We start from the raw sequence: 24,504 nt of genomic DNA, 5'->3' as shown, positions 1-24,504 counted from the left end.
AAAGTTTGGGTAAAACCTCAACAAAAGCGCCTACTTTTAACCCACAAGAAAAACCCATAGTGTTACAAAAACCAGGAGATACTGCTGCCCCGCTGCGTGTGCTGATTGCCGAAGATGACCGTGACGACCAGGAGATTTTGAAAGAAACCATGCACGAGGTAGACCCTTCTGTAGAGGTGGTGCTGGTATCGAGCGGGCTAAAAGCGATCAAGGCCCTCGAGGCCTGCCCCGACGGTGCGCTGCCGCACCTGCTGATCCTGGATTACAATATGCCCGAACTGAACGGCGCCGAAGTGCTGGAAACGCTGGCCCGCTACCAGCGTTACGAAGGCATTCCAAAAGTGGTGTTGAGCACTTCTTCCTCACCTTACTACAAAGCCTCCTGCATGGAGCGGGGCGCACAGGGCTATTTTACCAAACCATCGAGCTACATCGAACTGGAAGCGCTGATCCGGGATATTTTGAAGTTTTGTGCGTAGGGGGAAAGAAGAAGATTGTAGATTTTAGACGACAGACTTTAGACTCATGCATTTTGCTCAGCAGGAGTGTGGCAGCACGGCTCACTGGAAAATACTTTATTAATTGCTGATACTTTATTTGCGCTAAAAAATGCCACTCCTCTTTTAACTACTGCCAGCATCGTTTGCCAGTTCTCTAACTATCAACTACCAACTGTCAACTATCAACTCACCACCACCATCCATCATCCTTCATCAATCATCTCTCCCTCGCCACTTAGGTAAAATTCCTTTTCTTCGCGGCTACACCCGGCATACACCTTTATACCCCTTTGACCATGAAAATATCGCAATATATTTTCTTTAGTTTCCTGTTTATACTGCTGCTGTTTTCGCTGACAACCTACCTCAATTTCCGCCTGTCGATTGATGTAAAAGACAATGCCGACTTCCTACTGCGGTCGAGCACGGTGGTGCGCAACTCCAGCCGTTTTCAGCGCAATGTGCTGAGCATGCAGGGCAACCTCCGCGGCTATTTACTCAATGCCGACCCTTATTTTTTCCAGGCGTTCGATTCGGCTGCAAACGAAAATGCTACCATTCTCAAAGAACTGGCCACGCTGATACCGGAGGGCGATATTCAAAAGCAGCGGCTGCAGCGGATTGTGGCACTCAACAATGATTGGGTAAACAACTATGCTTACCCGCTGAAGCGGGCCAAACAGCAATCGGCGCAGTCGGCCGCCAGCATGGCGGCTTACAACAAGCTGTACCTCGAAAAAATGGTGAATGGCGAGGAAAAAGGCCTCAACGACAGCCTGCAGGAGCGGTTCAAACAGTTCAGTAACTACGAGTACAATGCCCGTGAGGTACGCATTGCCCAACTGGCCGAGGACCTGCGCAGCACCCGTATTCTTTCGTTTACATTTACCTCGCTTTCCGTAATCGTGGGCTTTTTTATTGCCTGGCTGCTGGCCTACAGCATTTCGCGCCGCATCATGAAAATGGTGCGCATGGCCGATACCATTGCGCAGGGCAATTACCAGGTACAAACCAAGGACACGGGTAGTGATGAATTGAGCCGCCTGGCCCGTGCCCTCAACCATATGGCGCAGGTGCTATCGGAAAGCATTACACAGCTAAAACGCAAAAACGAAGAGCTGGACCAGTTTGCCCATGTGGTGTCGCACGATTTGAAAGGCCCGCTGCGAGGCATCGACAACGTAATTACCTGGATTGAAGAAGACCACAGCACCGAAATTTCGCCCAAGGTGGCCCAGTACCTGCAAACCATCAAAGGGCGGGTACGGCGCGGCGAGGCGCTGATCCACGGCATTTTAACTTATGCCCGCACCGGCAGCGAGGTAAGCCAGAAAGAGGCCGTGGACGTGGGCATGCTGGTGCAGGAGGTGTACGATACCCTGGCGCCGCAGCCCGGCATCAGGCTGGAACTGGCCACTGGCCTGCCCGTGATCCATACCGATAAATACCCGCTGTTCCAGGTGTTTGCCAACCTGCTGGGCAATGCGCTGAAATACCACGACAAGCCGGATGGCTATATTAAAGTGTACCACCGGGAGTTTTCAGGGTACCACCAGTTTTTTGTGGAAGACAACGGGCCCGGGATTGCGCAGCATTACCACCAAAAAATCTTTGGTATTTTTCAGACCCTGCAGGACCGCGATTCGCTGGAAAGCACCGGTGTTGGCCTGGCTATTGTTAAAAAAATACTCGACGCAAAAAAGGAAGAGATCATTATAAGTTCGGAGCCGGGCAAAGGCTCTGTTTTTTCATTCACCTGGTCAAAATAAAATGCATCATGAAGGTTGTGCACATATTGTTGTTGGAAGACGATAGCCTGGACATTATCGACATTCAGCGTACCCTCGATAAAATGAATATCCTGTACCGGCTGCAGGTGGCTAAAAACGGCGAAGACGGCCTGGCATTGTTGGAGCAAATGCGCCGCGACGGCGAAAAAGGCCCCGATATTGTGCTCATCGACATCAACATGCCCAAAATGAACGGGCTGGAGTTTTTGAGCATCATCCGCAACACCGAGGAATGGAAAAAACTTAAGTGTTTTATCATCACCACTTCGGAAGACCGTATTGATAAAGAAGCCGCCAAAGCACTGGGTGTTTCGGGGTATGTGGTCAAACCATTCAAGCTCAATAACCGCACTTCAATGGATTCGTTCAACCTGATGATTGATTTGATGAATATGAAGGATTAGGAGGAGATGATGGATGGTGTTTGGGAGTTGGCAGTTGAAAGTAGGGATGGTGGTGATTTATTGATTTTGTTTAAAAAGTTGATGTTCAAGAAAGCGGCATTGCCGCTTTCTTTTTTAATGCGCTAAGGGTAAATACCATATCATAAAAATTTAAGAGCCATTACTTTTGTGCTCCAATCCAATCCGCAAATGAAAACGCTGTACCCGGCCCGCTTTGCGCCGATCCCCTCCGTTGCACCGCATGTTGGTGCACCTCCCCGTTTTAACAAACACACAGCTTCTTGTTTGCGGCATTGATCCGCCCCAACTGCTCCCAATCCAATCCTAAATAAACTGCACGCCTCCATGTCCCGAATATTAATCCTGCTAACGGCTCTTTGCCTTTTCCATGCTGCTCATGCACAGCCATCATTGCAGGCCTTGGAAAAAAGATGGAAAAAAGAAGGCAAAGCAAAAGGCTGGCAGGTAAAGCTTTCCGGCCCCAATCGTGGCACCATTTCTTTTTCGGAAAGCGAACGACCGCCACAGGCCAATGGTAGGGCATGGGTTGCCAAAGAACTGGGGCTGCGCCCCGGCAAAGACGACCTGACACCAAAAGGCAAACCGGTGCAGCACCGCTCCGGGGCTACGGTAGAAAAACTGCGGCAGTATTACAAAGGCATTGCGGTGGAACATGGCACCGTGCACCTTTCGGGCAAAGGCGGAAGGCTGGCTGCTGTGCAACTGGAATTTTACCCCATCCCCGATAATTTTAGCACCACGCCATCGCTTACCGAGGGTGCAGCTTTGGAGCGGGCCGCCGCCCATGTTGGCGCTACCCGTTATGCATGGCACGACAGCGCCGGCAAAAAGCCTGTAGGCACATTGGTGATCATTGAAGATTTTGTACAGGACACCGGCACCCTGCGCCTGGCGTACCGTTTTGAAATAACCGCCCTACAGCCTTTTTCCCGGTCGCTGGTGTATGTAGATGCACACAATGGAAAGCTGCTGCTGCGCAACCCGCTCATTAAACACGTGGATGGCGATGGCCACAAACATAGTACAGGTGCGCCGCAGGCAAAAGAGCAATCGCCACTGCCGCCAGTGAACAGCATGGGCAGTGCAGCTACGCGTTACTCGGGCAATATGGCATTGGTAACCGACAACGGCAGCACCGTGCCGGGCAAACCGTTTCGGCTGCAGCAGGCCCGCAACAGCCACGGCATTGTTACCCTCAACCACAGCCGGCTTTCTTATGATGGTTATGGTGCAAATTTTAACACCGCTTACAACACGCATTTTGTAGACGACGATAATAACTGGACTTCGGCCGAGCACACCTTTAACTATGACGATGCGGCCCTGGATGTGCACATGGCCATGCAATACATTTCGGATTACTGGGCCACGGTGCACAACCGCATCAGCTTTGACAATGATACCGGTGCCATGTTCAGCTTTTTGCATGTGCGGGCACCGGGTGCACCCAACAGCGGTTTCGACAATGCCTTTTGGGATGGCTACGCCATGTATTATGGCGATGGTTCGTATTACAGCACCGATGGCAGCGGTGCGGTGGCCAACGCCAGTGGCTTTAAACCCCTGGCGGCGCTGGATGTATCGGCACACGAACTGGGCCATGCCATTTGCCAGTACACCGCCGACCTGGTGTATCGCCGCGAATCGGGCGCCCTCAATGAGGGTTTTTCCGACATCTGGTCGGCTTGTATAGAGGCGTATGCCGACTTGGGAAAGGCTCCCTGGCTGGTGGGCGAAGAGCTTACCGCCGACGGCTACGGGCTGCGCACCATGCAAAACCCCAATGCATATGGCTACCCCGATACGTATGGCGGTAACAATTGGTGGACGGTGGCGCTGGGCGGATGTACCAACCCCAACGATCAGACGAACGATTATTGCGGCGTACACATCAACAGCAGCGTGCTCAATAAATGGTTTTACATCATTACACAGGGCGAAAACGGAGTGAATGATCTGGGCAGCAGATATGCAGTATCGGCGCTGGGTTTTGAGCGTTCGCAGGATATTGCTTACCTCACCGAACTAAACCTAACCCCCAATTCCACTTTTGCCGATGCACGGGAAACTTCCATTGCCGTAGCCGCCTTTTTGTACGGCGCCTGTTCCAACGAAGTGGTGCAGGTAACCAATGCCTGGTTTGCAGTTGGAGTGGGCGGCACCGCATCGTGCCTGCCTGTTGTGGAGTTTGAAACCATTGCCACTACCGTTAGCGAAGGCGCAGGGCTTGCGGGCAATTGCGCTGATACCCATGTGCCGATTCAATTAAAGCTGGGCGCAACGCCTAGTAAACCGGCGGAAATAGCTTTCAGTTTTGGCGGCACTGCCGTGCAGAATGTTGATTACACCGTTGCCCAAACCAAGCTGCCTTTTAACTCAGCAGGTGTAGCTACGCTCAACATTTACCTGAAAAACAACGCCACGCCGGGCAGCGACAAAACGATCATCCTGAACTACACGGTAAACAACAATGGCGGCGATGCTGCCGTAAGCGGCAACAATTTCCAGCATACTATTTACCTGAAAAATGATGATGGTGCACCGCAGTCCATTGCCGCTACGCCCATTGCCGATGTAACGCTTGTGGCGGAAAATTTTGAAAACAGCCCAGTGGGCACCGCCTTCCCTGCCGGTTGGCAGGCCGGTCTTGCATTTAGCAATAGCGGATCGGTAAACCGCTGGATGATTGGTGCCAATGGCGGTGCGGGCATCAACGGTAGGGCCGCTTATATTTCCAACGCCACTGCCACCACCCAGGGTTTTGCCTATGATACCAATAACCCCACCAACCGGCTGCTGCTGCTGCCGGCAATCAATACCACCGGTTTAAAAAACATCCGGCTGTCGTTTAATTATAAAGTGGGCGGCGAGTTTGACGCCATCGGCACCAGCAGCGCCGAAATCTGGGACTACGCCCAAGTGATGTACAGCACCAACGGCAGCAGTTTTACCCTATTGACCGACCCGGCAACACAAATGCCTTTTGTGCTTTTTGGCGACGGTACCAATGTGGCCCAGTTTGCAGCGGCATTGCCGACGACTTTAGAAAATAAACCCACTGTTTACCTGGCACTCCGCTGGCTCAATGATGCATTTGCCGGAAACGGCAAACCCCTGCTGGTAGATGATGTAGTGGTGGTGGCCACCCGGGCAGGCGCTTCGGTGGAAACGACCACTGGCCGCACCAACACTGTAAATATTGTGCAGGGCAATTCTGTGTCGTACATCGCTACGGGTGGCGGCAAAAACCTGGTAGCCCGCATTGCCAACGCCGGTACAAAAGTGGAATGCCTGAGTGCCGGCTTGGCGCAAAGCGGTGCCGGTGCAGCGCCCATCCAGGTAGGGGGGAAATCGTACCTGCGCAGTGCCAAGGTTATTGCTTTAAAACCTGCAGTACCCAACAGCACCGCGACCTATACTGCTACTTTTTATTTTACCGCTGCCGAACTGGCCGCGTGGCCCGCCGCGGAATTAGGCAACCTGAAGCTGTTGAAAATAAAGGAAGGCGCAGACTTGAATATGCCGATTGACGACGCCGATGCACAAATGGTGACGCCGGTAATTGAAGACCGTTCGGCTACGGGTGGGTACTATTCTTTTACCGGAAATTTTACCGGCTTTTCGCAATTCATGCTGGTATCGCAGGCCTCGGTGCTGCCCGTACGGCTAGTGCATTTTGAAGCTCAGGCCAGTGGCACAGCCATCAAGCTGCAATGGCAAACTGAAAGCGAACAGGATAACAAGGGCTTTTGGGTGGAGCGCAGCAGCGGCGGCGCATTTGAACAACTGGCTTGGATGCCTGCCAATGGCGCAACATCGGCGCAGTATGGGTATGTAGATGCAACTGCACAACCCGGCGTGCTGTACACCTACCGGCTGCGGCAGGTGGATGTGGATGGCCGGTATTCATTTTCACCCCATCGCACTGCCCGGTTGGATGGAACAACCACTCGTTTGACGTTAGCACCAAACCCCGCAACTGTTTTTACCGAAATAACCCTGCCCACCCCAACCGAAGGCGCCAGTGTGTGGATTACAGATGGCCGCGGCATAACCGTGCGACAATGGGCTGTGCTGCCAGCGGGCACACGCCACCGCCTCGACCTGAAGGGGCTAACACCGGGATTGTACTTGGTGGAGGTGCGGAGCGGCAGCGCCAAATGGGTGCAAAAACTGGTGGTGCAATAGCGGTGTAGGGGCAAAATGATAAAACTTTAAACGGACGGCTGACAAGCCGGTTAAAAACAAATCTCTTTTTTGTTAGTCGGATGCGAAGGCCTACTTTTGCACCCTGAAAATTGGAGGGTAATGGCCCGGCCTTTTGCCCACCCAGCAAGTTCCGCAAATCAAGACAAACCAATTATATGGTAGAGATAAAACCAGATGAAATAAGTGCCATACTGCGCCAGCAGTTGAGCAACTTCAACGCCGCTGCTGACCTGGAAGAAGTAGGTACGGTACTGCAGGTAGGTGATGGTATTGCCCGTGTGTATGGACTGGGCAATGTTCGCGCCGGTGAACTGGTAGAATTTGAAAACGGCGTTCGCGCCATTGCCCTCAACCTCGAGGAAGACAACGTGGGTGTGGTACTGATGGGCGAAATGGGTGCCATCCAGGAGGGTTCGAAAGTGCGCCGCACCGGCCAGATCGCTTCCATTAAAGTGGGCGACGGCATGGTAGGCCGCGTGGTGAACACCTTGGGCGAGCCGATCGATGGCAAAGGCCCCATTGCAGGCGAACGTTACGAAATGCCTATTGAACGCAAGGCGCCCGGTGTAATTTTCCGCGAGCCGGTAAAAGAGCCGCTGCAAACCGGTGTTAAGGCTATTGATGCGATGATCCCCATCGGCCGTGGCCAGCGTGAGCTGATCATTGGCGATCGCCAAACGGGTAAAACCGCCATCGCCATCGATACCATCATCAACCAGAAGGAGTTTTTCCAGGCAGGAAATCCTGTTTACTGTATATACGTAGCCATTGGCCAGAAGGCCTCCACCATTGCAGGTGTAATGAAAAACCTGCAGGATGCCGGCGCTATGGATTATACGATCATCGTAGCCGCTTCGGCGTCCGATCCGGCTCCGCTGCAGTTCTATGCTCCGTTTTCGGGTGCAGCCATCGGTGAGTTTTTCCGCGATACCGGACGTCCGGCACTGATCATTTACGATGACCTTTCGAAGCAGGCTGTGGCTTACCGCGAGGTATCGCTGCTGCTGCGCCGCCCGCCAGGCCGCGAAGCCTACCCCGGTGACGTATTTTACCTGCACAGCCGCCTGCTGGAGCGTGCCGCCAAAGTAATTGGCAACGATGAAGTGGCCAAGCAAATGAATGACCTGCCGGAAAGCATCCGGCACCTGGTAAAAGGTGGTGGCTCGCTGACGGCGCTGCCCATCATTGAAACGCAGGCTGGTGACGTGTCGGCTTATATCCCCACCAACGTGATCTCGATCACCGACGGACAGATCTTCCTGGAAGGAAACCTGTTCAACGCCGGTATCCGTCCTGCCATTAACGTAGGCATCTCGGTAAGCCGCGTAGGTGGTAACGCCCAGATCAAATCGATGAAAAAAGTAGCTGGTACCCTGAAGCTGGACCAGGCACTTTACCGCGAGTTGGAAGCCTTCTCTAAATTTGGTGGCGACCTCGATGCCGCAACCAAGTCGGTAATTGACAAGGGTGCCCGCAACGTGGAAGTGCTGAAACAGCCGCAGTATTCGCCGGTGCCTGTGGAAAAGCAGGTAGCGATCATTTACCTGGGTACACAAGGTCTGCTCCGCGATGTGCCTGTACGCCGTGTAAAGGAGTTTGAAGAACAGTTCCTGCTGGAAATGGAAAACAAACTGCCGGAAGTACTGGCTGAATTCAAGCGGGGTAATTTGCCGGAAGACGGTCTGAAGAAAATGACCGAGCTGGCACAGAACCTGGCAGTACAGTTCAAATAAATAGTCATCTTTTTAATATGGAAGGCGGTCGTTTCGACCGCCTTTTTTTGTGCCCTAACTTTTTGTTCCGTCTCCCTTTTGCCACCGAGCTTTTTATGGCAACGCAATAATAGACGGACTTCTATATAAACACTTATGGGGTGAATAAGAACTTTCACCGAGATAAATCACTGTTTGGGCGTAACAAATGGTTTTGAAGATGGGGAGTTTGTTTTTTTTGTTATTCCAATTCTTGTGAAATCAAATTCAAAACCTACTGAAAATCTTTACATGAGGAGTTTTCTCAGACCGGACGTATTCGGAAAAGCCAATGTACGCCTGGCGTCTTTTGCCCTTTTGAGCAGTCAACCCGCTTTACTACTTTTTTCCCTGCTAATTAGCAGTAGTATAATGGCGCAACAACCTGTTACGGCTGCAAGTACAACCATCAATTCAGTTTCAACGGGCAGCCGCACTTATAATGCTACCGGTGCAGGCGGCAGCGGCTGGGCGTCTAATAACTACGCTTATCGCTTTGGCACTGCCTCAGGTTCAACAGCCAATAAGGTGTTTTTGAACAATTTTGTGGCAGGTGGCACCACCTATGCGTTTGAATATGGTTACCCGATCAATGTAGTACTGCGCAGGGTAAACAATACGGTTGTTTCCGGCCAGCGTGATCTTTTATACAGCCAGGGAAACCTCAATACCGCTACTACTCCCAACCAGATAAATGTAAATGCCCCTTATGTGGCCTCCATGGCCACCGTATTCATCGGCAACGACGACCTGCGTTCGGGCACTGATAACTTGTTTGGTAACACCGGCGATGGATCGGGTAACAACAACAATATTGAGCGATTGGATGTGCTGATCAACGCTACAGGCGGCTACCAGATAGGTAACCCCTCGCTAGAAGGATTTGCGGTATTTGAACGTGGTGCCGCAGCGAGTCACGACCCTTTTGTGGTAGCAGTGATCACTGCCGTTGATGCTGTGGGCAACCCCAGTGCCTATACTGCTGTAAAACGTATGGCGGCAACAAACTATAATACGGCGGCCAACCCCCTGGCCGACGCCAATTATTTTGTACTGCGCCGTGACAATGGAACCGGCGACCTGCAAGCATCCACACAGGTTAATACGCAAGGCATCGGTGGCATCTTCTTTCGCTTTGCCGATTTTGGCATTGCAGCCGGTACCAAGATCTATGGCTACTCACTTGCAGGTGGCGACTTTCCCACCGGTGCCGCCGGGTCGGCAATGGTGAATGTTACCAATGCTACCAATTTCCCATTAAATACCAACTCAGGAGCGGAAGGCGGTCTCGACTTTTCGGCGATCACCGGTGTGTTCCGCACCTTCAACAACGATCTTGATCCCATTCCCAATAACTTAGATCAGGATGACGATAACGATGGAATTCCGGATATTGTTGAATATGCACATCTGAATATTGCAAACTTGGATGCATTTGGCGATGGTGACGGCGATGGTATATTGAACTATGTGGACCAAACTCCCGGTGCTGCTACCGTTGCGCCAGCGTTCATCGATATCAATGATGATGGCGTAAACGACGTGTATGATGCCGATCTCGATGGTCGTGTAAACCAGATCGATCTTGATTCGGATAACGATGGTATTCCCGACCTGGTAGAAGCCGGTGGTGTGGATACCAATGGGGATGGACTGGTGGATGTAGCTATAGATTCGGATAATGACGGTTTGTATAACCAATATGACGCCCAAAGCGGAGGCATCGCCATCACCAACACATTCAACCTAGATACCGATGGCGACGGCGTGAAAAACTTTATTGATCTGGACTCGGACAACGATGGTATTCCAGATGTTGCCGAAGCCGGCGGCGTGGACCAGGACGGCGATGGCCGCATCGATAACTATAATGATTCGGACTCAGACGGCTTTGATGACACTGTCGATAGTGATGTGGGCAATGATGGTACCGCCGAAAACGCAGCCAGCGTGCTGTTGAAAACCAATGCCGATGCTAACAACGATGGACGGCCGGACTCATATCCCTATGGAGTACATAATACCGATGGTCGTGCATTGCCTAACCCATACGACCTGGACTCTGATAATGACGGTATTTCCGATATTATTGAGGTAGGCGGCACCGATACCAACAACGATGGTAAGGTAGACAACTTTGTAGACGCGGATAAAGATGGTTTGACCGATGACCGCGACACCGATGTGGGCAATGACGGTATTGCTGAAAATATAGCCAAGGCCTGGCTGCCAACAGGGCCGGATATCAATAATGACGGACATGCCGACTCTTATCCCAAAGCAAACGCGGATGGCGGAGGCAGGCCAAATCCTTATGACCTGGACAGCGATGGTGATGGTATTCCCGACCTGATTGAAGCCGGCGGCATTGACAGCAATGGCGATGGCCGAATTGATAATATAGCCGATGCCGACAACAACGGCTGGCAAAACGCTTACGATCCCACCCAGGGCGGAATCAACATCCGGACCCTTGATGCAAATGGTGCAACAGCCGGCGGTGGCGTATTCGATTTTGATGGTGATGGCATACCCAATTACCTAGATTTAGACTCGGACAATGACGGCATTCCCGATATCATTGAAGCCGGCGGCACCGATGCTAATAACGATGGCAGGGCAGATGCTACGGCCGATGCGGATGATGATGGCTTTCTGGATAATTATGATCCCATTAATAATGGTACGAATGCTGCAATAGCCGGTGCAACTCCTTTGATCACTACTGCTACTATTGGTATCAACAACCTGCCAACGGCATATTCTGCGGGAGATAACTTCGACGGCGATATTTTGCCCAACCATCTGGATCTGGATACAGACGGCGACGGAATTATAGACAACCGCGAAGCAGGCCTCAACAATTACGACACAAATAGCAGCGGCACCATCGGTGCCGGCGATACTGGCTTTACCGATACCAACAGCGATGGATGGGCCGATGCCATAGATAACCTGGCAGGTATTTCTTTGCCCAATACAGATGTAAGAGGGGGCGCCAACTACCTGGATATTGATGCCGATGATGACGGCATACTGGATAATGTAGAAGGCCAATCTACAACTGGATTTATAGCTCCTGTCAGTGGCGATACCGATGGCGATGGCATTAGTAATGCGTATGATACGAACAGCGCATTTGGTGGACCGGGCATTGTACCAGTAAATACCGACGGCACTGATGTTGCCGATTACCTAGATCTGGATTCGGATAACGATGGCTTTGGCGACCGCTTGGAAGGTTGGGACACCGATGGAAACAGAAACATCAATGGCACTGAAAAAGCCTACGTAGGTAATACTGATTCGGATGGCGACGGCCTGTTGGATGAATACGATACTGCTACCGGCTATACTCCAGTCAATGGTATTGCGCCAGCCAGTTATCCCAATATCGTGGTGCCGAGCACTCCGGAACGCGACTGGAGAGAAGCAGTCAACACAGATGGCGATCCACTTCCGGATGGTACTGACACGGACGATGATAACGACGGTATTCCCGATCTGATGGAATCGGGCGGCATAGATCCACTGGGAGATGCCGATAACGATGGCATTCCTAACTATACCGATAGATTACCCGGCGGATCCCTACCTACATTCGTTGACGCAAATAACGATGGCATTTCGGATGTATTCGACTTTGACCGGGACGGCATCATCAACTCCCTGGACCTGGACTCCGACAATGATGGCATTCCTGATATTATTGAGGCAGGCGGCGTCGATGCGGACTTTAACGGCCGTGTAGATGGCGTTTTTGCTGATACCGATGGCGATGGACTTGCCAATGCCTACGATCCAAATAACGGCGGTACGGCATTAGGTACAGCCAACGCCGATGGCGATACCCAGCCAAACTTCCTGGACCTCGATAGCGACAACGATGGTATTCCGGACCTGATTGAACAAGGCGGTGTAGATGCCAATGGCGACGGCCGAATTGATGGGGCAACCGATGCCAATAAAAATGGCTGGACAGATGCTTATGATCCTACAGTTGCAGGAGGTATCAACCTGAGAACGCTGGATGTAAATGGTGCAACTGCTGGCGGTTTGGTGTTCGACTTTGATGGCGACGGCATTGCTAACTACCTGGATATTGATAGTGATAATGATGGCATTTTCGACATCATTGAACAAGGCGGCACCGACAGCAACAACGATGGAAAAGTAGATGCAACAACCGATGTTGACAAAGATGGTTTTGTAGACACATACGACCCGGTAAACAACACTAATGGTGCAGCACTCGGTACGGGATTGATCACAAGCAGCACGCCAGATGCAACAATCAAACTGCCCACTGTATATTCAACCGGCGACAACTTTGATGGCAAAGGCCTGATCAACATGCTTGATCTGGATTCCGATGATGATGGCATTCTAGACAGTGTGGAAGGACGGCTGGATACCGATGGTGATGGCAAGGCCAATTACCTGGATATCGATTCGGATAATGATGGTATTATAGATAATATCGAAGCACAAACCACTGGTGGATATTTAGCACCTTCGGGTACCGACACTGATGGTGATGGTGTGGACAATGCATTCGATGGCAACTCAGTATTTGGTGCCTCGGGTATCACACCTGTAAACACGGATGGTGCTGATGGTGCCGATTACCTGGATCTTGATAGCGATAACGATGGCTACTCCGACCGGCTCGAAGGCTGGGATACCAACGGCAACAAAGTAATAGATGGTACCGAAAAGGCTTATGTGGGTACCACCGATACCGATGGCGATGGCTTGCTCAATGAATACGACAACGCAGCAGGCTTCAATCCAACCAACGGCACTACGCCGGTAAGCTACCCCAATATGGATAAACCAGCCACCGCCGAGCGGGACTGGAGAGAAGTTGCCGACAATGATGGTGACGGCATTCCGGATACCACAGACATCGATGATGATAATGATGGCATAACCGATGTCGTTGAAGGAGGCTCAATTGATACCGATGGTGACGGCATCATCAATGCCTTTGATCTGGATTCTGATAACGACGGCATTCCGGATGTTGTGGAAGCCGGTGGATTGGATGCAGACAATGATGGTAAAATTGATAATGCCACCGATGCCAATGGCGATGGCCTGCGCGATTCGGCTGGTGCAACCGGTTTAGCTGCTGCCGACTTCGACGGCGACGGTTTGCCCAACTTCCGCGACCTCGACAGCGATGGCGATGGCATCCTGGATACCCGTGAAAGTGGGTTAGGGTTTGACTTAAATAATAACGGTGTGCTCAATGATGATGGAGGATATGTTGATGCCAATAAAGATGGTTGGAGCGACGCTGTTAAAGCATTAGCTACGCTTAATTTAACTAATACCGACGGCAATGGAAAGGCCAACTACCTCGATATAGACAGCGATGATGATGGTATCACTGATAACGTGGAAGGACAATCTACCGCAGCCTATCTCGCACCATTAGGTACCGATGCAGATAAAGATGGTATCGACAGCCGTTACGACAATAACAACGCAGCTTTTGGTGGTGGTGCCAACAACGGCATTACACCCAACAATCACGATTTAACCGATGAGCCCGATTATTTAGACTCCGATAGCGACAACGATGGCGACCCGGACCGCATTGAAGGCAATGACCTGAACAAAAATGCTCGTGCCGATGACCTATCCGGCATCAACACTACGTTGGATACCGATGGCGACGGCCTGCTCGATTTCTTTGACAATGCAGTTGGGCCCAATGTTACCATTGCCGGATTTGGAAATGGCACCGGTGGCCTCAGTACCGCGCAGCGTACGCTAACTTCATTCACCGAACGCGACTGGCGCAACAGTGCCTTCAGCCTTAGTGCACAGGCACTCCCGGTTCGTTTTGTATCGGTGCGGGCGGCACAACGCAGCAACGGTACGCTGGTTGAATGGCAGGTAGCCGAAGAGCAAAATGTGCTGCACTACGAAGTGGAACGCAGCTTCAACGGAAGCCGTTTTGAAAAAATAGGTACAGTGGCATACCAACAGGTAGGCACAACCGAAAACAGCTACAGCTTTGTTGATGCATCACCTGCACAACAGGCCCGTTACTACCGCATCCGCCAGGTTGATATCGATGGCAAAGCCATGTACAGCACCACAGTAATGGTGCGGGCCAACAATGCGGTTGCACCGGCTGCACTGCAGGTTTATCCCAACCCGGTTACACCAGCTTCCGTAATTGTTGTGGAAGCCCGCCAGGCACAAAAAGTGCAACTAATGGTGGTAGATGGTAAAGGCCAGGTGGTAGCTCGCCAAACGGTGCAGGTACAAAAGGGCAGCAATGTACTCCCGGCCAACCTGGTGCAACCATTTGCAAAAGGCATGTATGTGCTGCTGGCCGAAGTTGATGGGCAAAAGCAACAGGTAAAACTGATCAAATAACGACGCAAAGGACACAATAGAAAAGCCACCCAAACGGGTGGCTTTTTGCTTTGCACCAGACTTTAATTCAAACCTCTATCAAGGCAATGTTCTGTTCATCCAGAGATGTCATGCCGAACTCGTTTCGGCATCCCGTTCCAACGCTGGAGTTTTGTAAATGACAAAGGTTTTCCAAAACAAATTCGGCACGGCATTCTTCAATCTCCAGATCACAACGCGACATCTTTTCAGCATCGGAAGTATAAAATTTATTTTTTATAAAACTTGGTTTATAAAATAAACTACTTTACGTTTGTTCTACAATTACACCAAAATGAAACCCCTGCTGCTTTTACTCTGCGCCTTTTTTACCCTGAAAGCCGCTGCGCAAACAACGCTCAGCGGCACTGTAAAAGACGCCAAATCGCGGCCGGTAGCAGGTGCCAGCGTTTCGCTGAAAGATAGCTACGATGGGGCCACTACCGACAGTACGGGATCGTTTTCATTTACCACTTCGGAAAAAGGTGCACAACTCCTAACCGTTTCCGCTATTGGTTATAACACCGGCGAAAAGCAGCTGAACCTGGCCGGTTCGCAGGCGCCCATCGCCATTATTTTGAAAGAGGCCATTACCGAACTGTCGGCTGTGGTGATTTCTGCCGGTTCGTTCGAAGCATCGGACCGCAAAAAGGGCACGGTGCTTAGCGCCATTGATATTGCCACTACCGCATCGGGTGAAGGCGATGTAACCGGCGCACTGAAGACGCTGCCCGGTGCCCAGCAGGTGGGCGAAAGCGAAGGCCTTTTTGTGCGGGGCGGTACCGCAGCCGAAACCAAAACATTTATTGATGGCACGCTGGTCAACAATTTCTTTTTCTCCTCAGTGCCGAACGTGGCGCAGCGCAGCCGCTTTTCGCCGTTTATTTTTAAGGGCACCATGTTCAGCACCGGCGGGTATTCGGCGTTGTACGGGCAGGCACTGTCATCGGCACTTATCCTCGAAAGCATCGACCTGCCCGAGGAAACTTCGGCCACCGTGGGCATTTCGGCAATTGGCCTGAGTGGCGGTTACCAGCAACTGGCTAAAAATAAAAAATGGTCCTGGGGTGGCAACTATTCCTACAGCGATCTGCGGCCCGCATTTGCCGTGATCAAACAACGCCAGGATTTTTTTAAAATGCCCATTTTCCACAATGCCGATGCCAATTTCCGCATCAAAACATCGGCAACGGGCATGCTGAAATACTATGGTTATTTCAACTGGAGCGACCTTGGTTTTACCACCAATAGCCTCGATACGTTGGGATTCAACGACCTGTTTCGGCTGCGCAATGAAAATACCTACCACAACCTTTCTTATCGCGAGGTGCTGGGCCGCGGCTGGAAAGTAAACATCGGCACTTCGTTTACATATAACCGTGATACAGCAGTAATGGCCCTTGCCGATGACAAGCAGCAGGAAGTGCTGGTACAGGGCATGGAGTATAAAAATATGGGCTGGAACAACCGGAGCCGGTTTTTCAACAGCAAGCTGGTGTTTGAAAAAAAGCTGCGCGGGCTTAGTGCACTACGCATGGGTGCCGAGTATAACCGCAGCGAAGAAGAGCCGCAGTTTACATTGTACAACGGAGACAAACTGGGCGGCGCCATCACCGATGATTTAACCGCAGTCTTTGCCGAAGCGGATATGTACCTGACCAATAACCTGGCTGCAAAAATAGGTGCCCGTGCCGAGCACAGCAGCCTGCTGCAACGCACCAATTGGGCGCCACGTTTGTCATTGGCTTACAAGGTGGGCACCAACGGGCAAGCCTCGCTGGCATATGGGCAATTTTATCAAAATCCCGAAACGCGTTACCTCAATGGTCCGTCAAGTTTGTTGTTTTCAAAAGCAACGCACTATATAGCGCAATACCAGCACATAGCCAGCGATCGTACGTTGCGGCTGGAGGTGTTTTACAAAGACTACGACAACCTGGTGAAAACAAGGACGGAACAAACCCGCGGCATGGCTATCAGCAATGGCGGCTTTGGATATGCCAAAGGCTTTGAAGCATTTTGGCGCGATAAAAAAACGGTGCGCAACCTGGATTACTGGATCTCGTATTCGTTCCTTGATACCAAACGGGATTTCCTCGATTACCCCACATCCATACAGCCCAATTTTGCAGCGCGGCACACGGCGTCGGTTGTAATGAAACGTTTTGTTACGGCGTGGAAAACGGGTTTCAACGCAGCGTATAATTTCAGCAGTCCGCGGCCTTTCTTTTTTATTGCACCTAACGGCGCCGGGCACACGAAGTTTGTGGATCGTGGCGAAACACCGCCGTACCACAACGTGAGCTTTAGCCTTAATTACCTGCCCAACCTGGGCAAGGCCAATGCGCAAAAGTTTACCGTATTGGTGCTTTCGGTAAGCAATGTGTTCGGGTTCGACCAGGAGTATGGCCGCAGGTATTCGTTCAACGGGCAGCGTTTTGAGCCCATATTGCCGCCCAGCCGCAGGTTTATTTTCATCGGCGCATTCATTTCGTTTGGTGTAGACCGCAGCCAGGAAGTGATCAACAGTAATTTGTAAACCACTTTTTTTTACCCTCGATATTTTACCAGCTAAAAATACATACATGGAAACACAACACACCAACACGCCACGCGACCCGCAGCTATGGGAGCTGGCCAAGCGCCGGGCTTCGTTCCGCGGGCATTTAGTTACCTACCTTATTTTTTCGGCTTTTTTCTGGCTAGTTTGGTTTGCCTCCAACGGCCCGCGCTACAACAGCGGTTTGCCTTGGCCGGTATGGCCCATGCTGGGTTGGGGCATTGGCGTGCTGTTTCATTACATGGGTGCATTTATGGCGCCCAAAACCAACAATGTAGAACGTGAATACCAAAAGCTGCTGGCCCAACGCGACCAGGAGTGAACTGTTTTTTTACAAAATAAAAATTGACATCACCACATTTAAAAATACCAACATGAAAAAGGTTTATTCCTTGCTGCTCCTCCTGTTTTTTTATGGTGCCGTGCAGGCACAAAGCGATCGTTTTATGGCTGCCATGCAGCAAAAAGTAGCAGCGTTTGATACCACGTTTAGCGTGAACGGCCTCACTGCATTGGCCAACGATTTTGAACGCATTGCCGACGCCGAAAAAACACAATGGCTGCCGTATTATTATGCGGCACTGGCGCATGTAAACGGCGGCATGATGATGACTGGTGGTAACATGAATGGTGGCGATGCATCGAAAACAGATCCTATTGCTGACCGGGCTGAAAGCCTTCTCAACAAAGCTGCTGCACTGACCACCGATAACGCCGAACTGCACGTGGTCCGCAAGATGATTGCCAACCTGCGCATGATGGCCGACCCCATGAACCGCTACATGACCTATGGGCAGGAAGGTGCCCGTGCATTGGCAAAAGCAAAAGAGCTGGACCCGGCCAACCCGCGTGTAACCTTGCTGGAAGCACAGGATAAATTTTATACACCGGAACAATTTGGTGGCAGTAAAGATGAAGCCAAAAAGCTGTTTGAAGAAACGGTAAAACGGCTGGATGCACACAAGCCGCAAACCAGCATTCACCCGCACTGGGGCCGCCCTGCAGCGCAGTATTTTTTAGGTCAATTTGCAAAATAGTCAACCGGCTTTGGGCAGCAAACAGCGAACAGTTGTAAGTTGCCCAAAGTCCATTCAAGCGTTTACACATGAACCAACCCATGACGCCGCTCCAGAGCCTGGAATTGATTGAGGCCATGATTGCCAAAACAAAAAGCAATATGCATGAAAACCGCATTTATTTTTTGTTTTGGGGATGGCTGGCATTTGCAGCCATTTTGGGCCAGTTTATTTTAAAGGCCATCTTTGAGTACCGCTATCATTACCTGGTGTGGACCATCACCATACCTGCCATTGTTATTACAATTATTTACACTAATAAACACCGCCACAAATCGGCCCGCACCTTCATTGGCGAAAGCATGTCGAACCTGTGGACGGGCATGTGTTTTTCGTTTTTTATCTTATCGGTGATCATTACCAGCAGCCCTGCCGGATGGATGAATTCATACCCGTTCTTTATCCTCCTGTATGGTTTGGGCACATTTGTATCGGGCCGCATTTTGCGGTTCAAACCAATGGTGTTGGGCGGCATTGCCAACTGGGTGCTGGCGGCTATTTGCCCGTGGCTGCCGTACGATTACCAAATGCTGTTGACCGCTGTGGCACTGCTACTGAGTTATATTATTCCCGGACATTTACTGAAAAATGAAAACGCCCATGTACGACCAGCCCATTAGTGAGCAGCAAAGCCTGCAACTCATTACCGAGATGATCCAGAAGGCTAAAAAAGATGTGCACGAACGGGGCACATCGTCCATACTGTGGGGCAGCGTTATTGGCTTTTGCGGCCTGGTGGCTTTTGCCGAACGGCAATGGAATTTTTACATTGGTTTTGATGTGTGGCTGCTGGCCCTGGTAGCCATTGTGCCGCAGATTTTTATTTCGGTAAAAGAAGCGCGGCAGCGCAACGTGGTTACGCATATGCAGGCTGCCATGAACAATGTATGGCTGGTGTTTGGCCTGTCGATTTTTGCGCTGATGTTTTATTTCAACGCGGTGCCGGGTATAACCGAGAGAATGTTGTTGCAGGAAGGCCGGCAGGTGGTGGAGCGGGAGCCCATCACCGGTATCGAGGCGCCGTTCCGGTACTTTATTGCCAGCAGCAGCTCGTTGCTCTTGTTGCTGTATGCTATTCCTACGCTGGTTACAGGGCTTACGTTTCGCTTCAAGCCCATGATCGTTGGTGCGGTGTTGTGTTATTGTTTTTTTGTTGCCTCCTTGTTTACCAATTCCAAAACAGACCTGTTGTTTAGCGGTTTGGCGGCCATCTGCAACTGGCTCATTCCTGGCTTAATTTTGCGCAGCAGATACACAAAGGAAAAAGCAGCACTGGATGTTTAAAGACCTGGACCCTATATTACACTCGCAGTTGAGGCTGGCCATTATGTCGCTACTGATTGGCGTGCAGGAAGCTGAGTTTACTTTTTTAAAAGAAAAGACCGGTGCCACTGCAGGCAACCTGAGTGTGCAGGTGCAAAAACTTAAGGAAGCGGGTTATATAGAGGTGGTCAAACAATTTAAAGACAACTACCCGCAAACCCTGTGCAAGATCACCACCAAAGGCATTGATGCGTTTGCGCAGTATGTGGAAGATTTGAAAGGTTATTTAGGAAGGGCATGAGGCCGCAATAACGATGTTATTTTTTTGCTGGTTCATAAATTAAAAACCCTGCTCCATGGAGCAGGGTTTTTAATTATACAAACTAGTGTAGTGTATTATAGCTTTTAAAATATGCGACACGTAATAGTCATCCACCTTAAGCATCTGTCATGCCGAACTCGTTTCGGCATCTCCTTATGCTTTCATAAATCCTGCTATTTGAAGGAGATGCCGAAACAAGTTCGGCATGACAACCCCAAATGATCGGTGCATTCCTTATCAATCAAAACGCTATTTTATAAACAGCCAATTGGTGTTTATTTCATGATCTTGCTGGTAGCAATATTGGTGTTTGCCGCATCCCACAATTGCAGTAGGTATAGGCCCGGTGCCAGTTGTGCCAGTTCTGAAAGCGAAATCTGGTTGGCTCCTTTGCTTACTGCAGCCACAACCGATTTCACTACTTTACCCGATGCATCGCTAAGCCGTACTTGCACGGTGCCTGATGCCGGTGCAGTGTAGCTGATGGCAATGCCATCCTTGAATGGGTTGGGCCATGCTTGCACGGCTGCTGTGGCCGGTGTGGAAAGGCGTACGGTAACATGGTTGGAGTAGTACAGTTTGCCGCCGTTTTCCACCGCTTTGATGCGGTAATACACAACCGGTGCTGTTGCGGTTTTCAGGTCGTCGTTGAAGCGGTAGGTAAACTGCTCGTTGTTGCCGGCACTGAACACCATGGCAGCATTGGTAAAGTTTTTACCATCGGTGCTGCGTTCTACGATGTAATGATCCATGTCCGCTTCGCCCAGTACTTTCCAAGTCAGCTTTGCTTTTTGATCCTGCAAGCCAGCGGAGAGTTCCATACCGCGGAGGGGGAGAGTTGTTTCTTCAATCAGTTCGGGAAGGAATCCTTTAAAAGGCCAGTAGTGGATTTCGCCGTAGGCAATGTCTATTGATTTTGCAACTACCTGCCCGTTGGTATTGTTGCCACCCACTTTGTTAATCACTGCTAGCGGCGCAAACAAAGTTCCGTAGGTCGACTCGCCACCATCCACACCAAGTGTAAGTGAAGTGGTGCCATGAAAATTCCAGATAATATAGCTGCCGTTGCTTTCCTGTACGCCTGCGAAGTTCGGTGTCTTCCAGGCAAAATGACCCGGGGCCTGAACGTTTATGACTAGGATGCGATCTGCAGCAGGTGCTTTGTTATCGAAATCAATGGAACCGCGATCTCTTAATGCGTTCAGCTGTTCGCCGGTAAGATTGATGTAGTTTATTTTATCTTTTACCAGGTTGATTTTTGGGTTTTGCGAGCCTGGAATATTGACTTTATTAAGGACACCCGTGATCAAAGCAGTTGTATTGGTATTCCAACTATTGATCCAATCCGAATAATCTTTGAAATCTTCAAAGGTGCCTCCAAAGTCAATTCCGTTTGGTAAGGTTGCACTTCCTTCTGCTTGTTGCCGTTGAACTATCAGCGAGGGATTTGCATCAAAACCGGCGCCATCTTTATTGAGTTTAAGATTGGTATTAGCACCGTTGTTGTCTTTGTACCAAAGCTTTGAACCTTCGGTATTACGGATACGCAGTACACCTTTATTGATTTGGGATTGGTTTCCGTTGTTGTAAACAATTTTACCGCCAATCACCATTCCAAAGTTCTCCGTATTATTTTCTGCACCGGTGGGAAAGGTACCTGAATTGTTCATCGTAAAAATGGTCTGGCCATTCAGTATCAGGTTGCCGCCGATGGCCACCGGGCCGTGGGTGTCGCCCCTGGTAGCAGTAACATCGCCACTGGTCATTACATTAAATCCCAATGCTGGCGCCAGCGGGTTGATGGTTTGTGCCGAAGCTGCGAGGGTTGTGGCTGCACATGCGCATGCCAATAGATTGCGTAAAGTTTTTATCATGCGATAGAATTAATGATTGCAAAAACCTTTGGCTTTCAGGAAAGAGGGAATGGCGGGAATGAGCGCAGTTTCTGGCCGTTGTACAATGCAGGGAAACTATTCTTAAAACACCCGTGGTAGATTTCTAAGGATCGTTGGGTGGTTATTCAGTTGGATGGTGCAAATATATGCCAGCTCAACCATAAAACAGGTGTTTTCACTTATTTATTTTACTGTTAATTACTAAAGGTGCCCGCCGCTTTATCAAGTGTAAATGCCTGACCTTCGTTTAAATAGGGGCATTTGCCGGTGAGCGGCAGCAAAAGCGCGGTGAAGCAATCAGGTTTGGTACAATTGGTTGCAATTATCTTGTGCCGAAACCTGAAAGCTTTTTTTTGATCAAAGTTTTTTCAATAAAAAAAGACTGTATTAAAGAGCAGGAAGAAGCAGTTGTGGTCCCGGACTACTTTTCTTTTTGAACGATCAACCGGTCCCGATTGTTGGAACTTTTTATAACATGACAGAACACATCATTATTGTTGAAAACCTGGTAAAACAATTCGGTGCGCTACGTGCAGTGGACGCGCTTTCTTTTGCCGTGCCCAAAGGCGAAGTGTATGGTTTTTTGGGGCAAAACGGCGCAGGCAAAAGCACCACCATTCGCATGCTGCTAACATTGGTGCAGCCCACTTCGGGCCGCATGCAATTGTTTGGGCAAAACCTGACCACCGAACGCCATACCATACTGCGCCAGGTGGGTGCTGTTATTGAGCGCCCCGATTTGTACACCTACCTCACGGCGTACGAAAACCTGCGCATCATGGCCCGCCTCAGTGGGGTACATGCCGGCAGGCAACAACTGATGCAGCAACTGGAGCAAGTGGGTTTAACGCAGCGGGCACAAAGCCGGGTAAAAACTTTTTCGCAGGGCATGAAACAGCGGCTGGGCATTGCCTGCGCCCTGATCCACAACCCGCAACTTATTATACTTGATGAGCCCACCAACGGCCTCGATCCGCAGGGCATTGCCGATATCCGCAACCTTATTTTGCACCTGAGTAAAAACGAAGGCAAAACAGTGCTGGTGTCATCGCACCTGTTGAGTGAAGTGGAACTTGTTGCCGATTCGATGCTGATCATCGACCGCGGTAAAAAAGTGGCCGAAGGCAGTGTGAGCAGTTTGCTCAACCCCGCCGATACCATTGTGGCGCTGCAAACCACCAACGATGCAGCGGCGTTGCAATGGCTGCAAACATCGCACTGGCAACAGTTTTTGCTGCCCAATGCAGATGGCATACGCCTGCAAATGCACGGGCAAAAAGTGCCCGCACTGAACGCCGCACTGGTGGCAGCAGGCATCGATGTATTGCAACTGCAGGCACAGCATTCGTTGGAAAACTATTTCCTTTCCCTTACAACCGAAAACAGGCATGTGGCAACTTACCAGCATTGAGCTGTTCAAAATTTTTAAAAAACCGCGTACCTATATTTCATTTGCGGCCATTGCCGCCATCATTGCGCTGGTGCAACTGGCGTTGTATGTAGATGGCGAAACTTATTTGCAGTTTGTGATGCAATCAGTAGCCGAAACATTTGCCATCGAAGGCAAAAAACTCAATGGCTATTTTGTTTGCTACACCATACTGCAAACGCTGCTGGTGCATGTGCCCTTGCTCATTGCACTGGTGGCCGGAGATGCCATTGCCGGTGAGGCCAACATGGGCACGCTGCGCCTGCTGGCCGCAAAGCCGGTAAGCCGCACACAGTTGGTGTTGAGCAAATTTGCTGCATCAACTATTTACACAGTAAGCCTGTTGTTTTTTATGGCGGTGCTGTCCTTGTTTGTTTCGCTTTTGATATTTGGTAAAAGCGATTTGATGGTGTTTAAAAGCGACATGCTGTTGATCCTGCCGCAGCACGATGTAATGTGGCGCTACGCTGGTGCATTCGGCTTTGCAGTGCTGGCCATGACCACCGTGGCGGCACTGGCATTCTTGTTGTCGGTGTTTGCTGAAAACAGCATTGGGCCCATTATTTCCACCATGAGCATCATTATCCTTTTTACCATTCTCACCACGATGGACATTCCGTTTTTCAACGTGTTGAAACCTTATTTGTTTACCAACCATATGCTCAACTGGAAGGGCTTTTTTGAAGACCCGGTGGATTACAGCGAACTGTTAAAGTCGATGCTGATGCTGCTGGGGCACATCATAGCCTTTGTATCGATAACGATCTTTGTGTTTCGGAAAAAAGACATTTTATCGTAAGTGAATAATCCTTTGATAACATTCTATCGTCTATGCTATTGGGTGTTGTTGAAAATGAGCGGGACTGCAAA

Annotated in this window: 15 protein-coding genes; 14 read left to right on the top strand and 1 reads right to left on the bottom strand. The window is 50.4% G+C overall.

The features are described from left to right. Window positions 1-59 precede the first annotated feature (59 nt). The 12 genes from EPD17_RS00735 to EPD17_RS00680 all read left to right on the top strand — a co-directional run bounded on the left by EPD17_RS00735 (window position 60) and on the right by EPD17_RS00680 (window position 20,289). On the top strand, window positions 60-479 hold the full coding sequence (locus EPD17_RS00735) for a response regulator (protein WP_165929478.1): 420 nt from the start codon (window positions 60-62) through the stop codon (window positions 477-479). 317 nt (window positions 480-796) lie between these two features. Further along, window positions 797-2,269, top strand: a complete 1,473-nt coding sequence (locus EPD17_RS00730) for an ATP-binding protein (protein ID WP_132050933.1) — start codon at window positions 797-799, stop codon at window positions 2,267-2,269. A gap of 8 nt (window positions 2,270-2,277) precedes the next feature. After that, window positions 2,278-2,694: a response regulator gene (locus tag EPD17_RS00725; protein WP_132050931.1), complete on the top strand. Its 417-nt coding sequence runs from the start codon at window positions 2,278-2,280 to the stop codon at window positions 2,692-2,694. A 345-nt stretch (window positions 2,695-3,039) separates the two neighbouring features. Further along, complete coding sequence (locus tag EPD17_RS00720) at window positions 3,040-6,903, top strand: M4 family metallopeptidase (RefSeq protein ID WP_132050929.1); 3,864 nt, start codon at window positions 3,040-3,042, stop codon at window positions 6,901-6,903. Between the two features lie 176 nt (window positions 6,904-7,079). Further along, the gene (gene atpA / locus EPD17_RS00715) at window positions 7,080-8,657 is read left to right on the top strand and encodes a F0F1 ATP synthase subunit alpha (RefSeq protein ID WP_132050927.1); all 1,578 of its coding nucleotides are present in this window, start codon (window positions 7,080-7,082) and stop codon (window positions 8,655-8,657) included. 390 nt (window positions 8,658-9,047) lie between these two features. Further along, window positions 9,048-15,071, top strand: a complete 6,024-nt coding sequence (locus EPD17_RS00710; RefSeq protein WP_165929477.1) for a T9SS type A sorting domain-containing protein — start codon at window positions 9,048-9,050, stop codon at window positions 15,069-15,071. A 313-nt stretch (window positions 15,072-15,384) separates the two neighbouring features. After that, entirely contained in the window at window positions 15,385-17,628 is a 2,244-nt protein-coding gene (locus EPD17_RS00705) for a TonB-dependent receptor (protein WP_132050923.1), read from the top strand. A gap of 46 nt (window positions 17,629-17,674) precedes the next feature. Further along, a complete protein-coding gene (locus EPD17_RS00700) occupies window positions 17,675-17,971 on the top strand; it encodes a 2TM domain-containing protein (RefSeq protein WP_132050921.1) in 297 nt (98 codons plus the stop codon). 52 nt (window positions 17,972-18,023) lie between these two features. Then, entirely contained in the window at window positions 18,024-18,686 is a 663-nt protein-coding gene (locus EPD17_RS00695; RefSeq protein ID WP_132050919.1) for a hypothetical protein, read from the top strand. A 68-nt stretch (window positions 18,687-18,754) separates the two neighbouring features. Next, a complete protein-coding gene (locus EPD17_RS00690) occupies window positions 18,755-19,345 on the top strand; it encodes a hypothetical protein (RefSeq protein WP_114235695.1) in 591 nt (196 codons plus the stop codon). Beyond that, complete coding sequence (locus EPD17_RS00685; RefSeq protein WP_132050917.1) at window positions 19,314-20,009, top strand: hypothetical protein; 696 nt, start codon at window positions 19,314-19,316, stop codon at window positions 20,007-20,009. Before EPD17_RS00690 ends, EPD17_RS00685 begins: the two co-directional genes overlap by 32 nt. Further along, window positions 20,002-20,289 carry a winged helix-turn-helix domain-containing protein gene (locus tag EPD17_RS00680; RefSeq protein WP_132050915.1) on the top strand — a complete coding sequence of 96 codons (288 nt, stop codon included), beginning with the start codon at window positions 20,002-20,004 and terminating at the stop codon, window positions 20,287-20,289. Before EPD17_RS00685 ends, EPD17_RS00680 begins: the two co-directional genes overlap by 8 nt. Before the next feature lie 296 nt (window positions 20,290-20,585). Here the strand turns inward: EPD17_RS00680 and EPD17_RS00675 are convergent, their stop codons facing one another. Then, window positions 20,586-22,184, bottom strand: a complete 1,599-nt coding sequence (locus tag EPD17_RS00675; protein ID WP_132050913.1) for a collagen-binding domain-containing protein — start codon at window positions 22,182-22,184, stop codon at window positions 20,586-20,588. A 496-nt stretch (window positions 22,185-22,680) separates the two neighbouring features. Between EPD17_RS00675 and EPD17_RS00670 the strand changes: the two genes are divergently transcribed. Then, complete coding sequence (locus EPD17_RS00670) at window positions 22,681-23,616, top strand: ABC transporter ATP-binding protein (protein ID WP_132050911.1); 936 nt, start codon at window positions 22,681-22,683, stop codon at window positions 23,614-23,616. Continuing rightward, window positions 23,594-24,433: an ABC transporter permease gene (locus EPD17_RS00665; RefSeq protein WP_132050909.1), complete on the top strand. Its 840-nt coding sequence runs from the start codon at window positions 23,594-23,596 to the stop codon at window positions 24,431-24,433. Before EPD17_RS00670 ends, EPD17_RS00665 begins: the two co-directional genes overlap by 23 nt. The last annotated feature ends 71 nt before the right edge of the window (window positions 24,434-24,504 follow it).

The organism is Pseudocnuella soli (assembly GCF_004347775.1).
Taxonomy (GTDB): Bacteria; Bacteroidota; Bacteroidia; order Chitinophagales; family Chitinophagaceae; genus Flavisolibacter; species Flavisolibacter aquaticus.
Note: the sequence above shows the minus strand (reverse complement) of the source record. Positions and strands in the feature narration are given on the sequence as shown.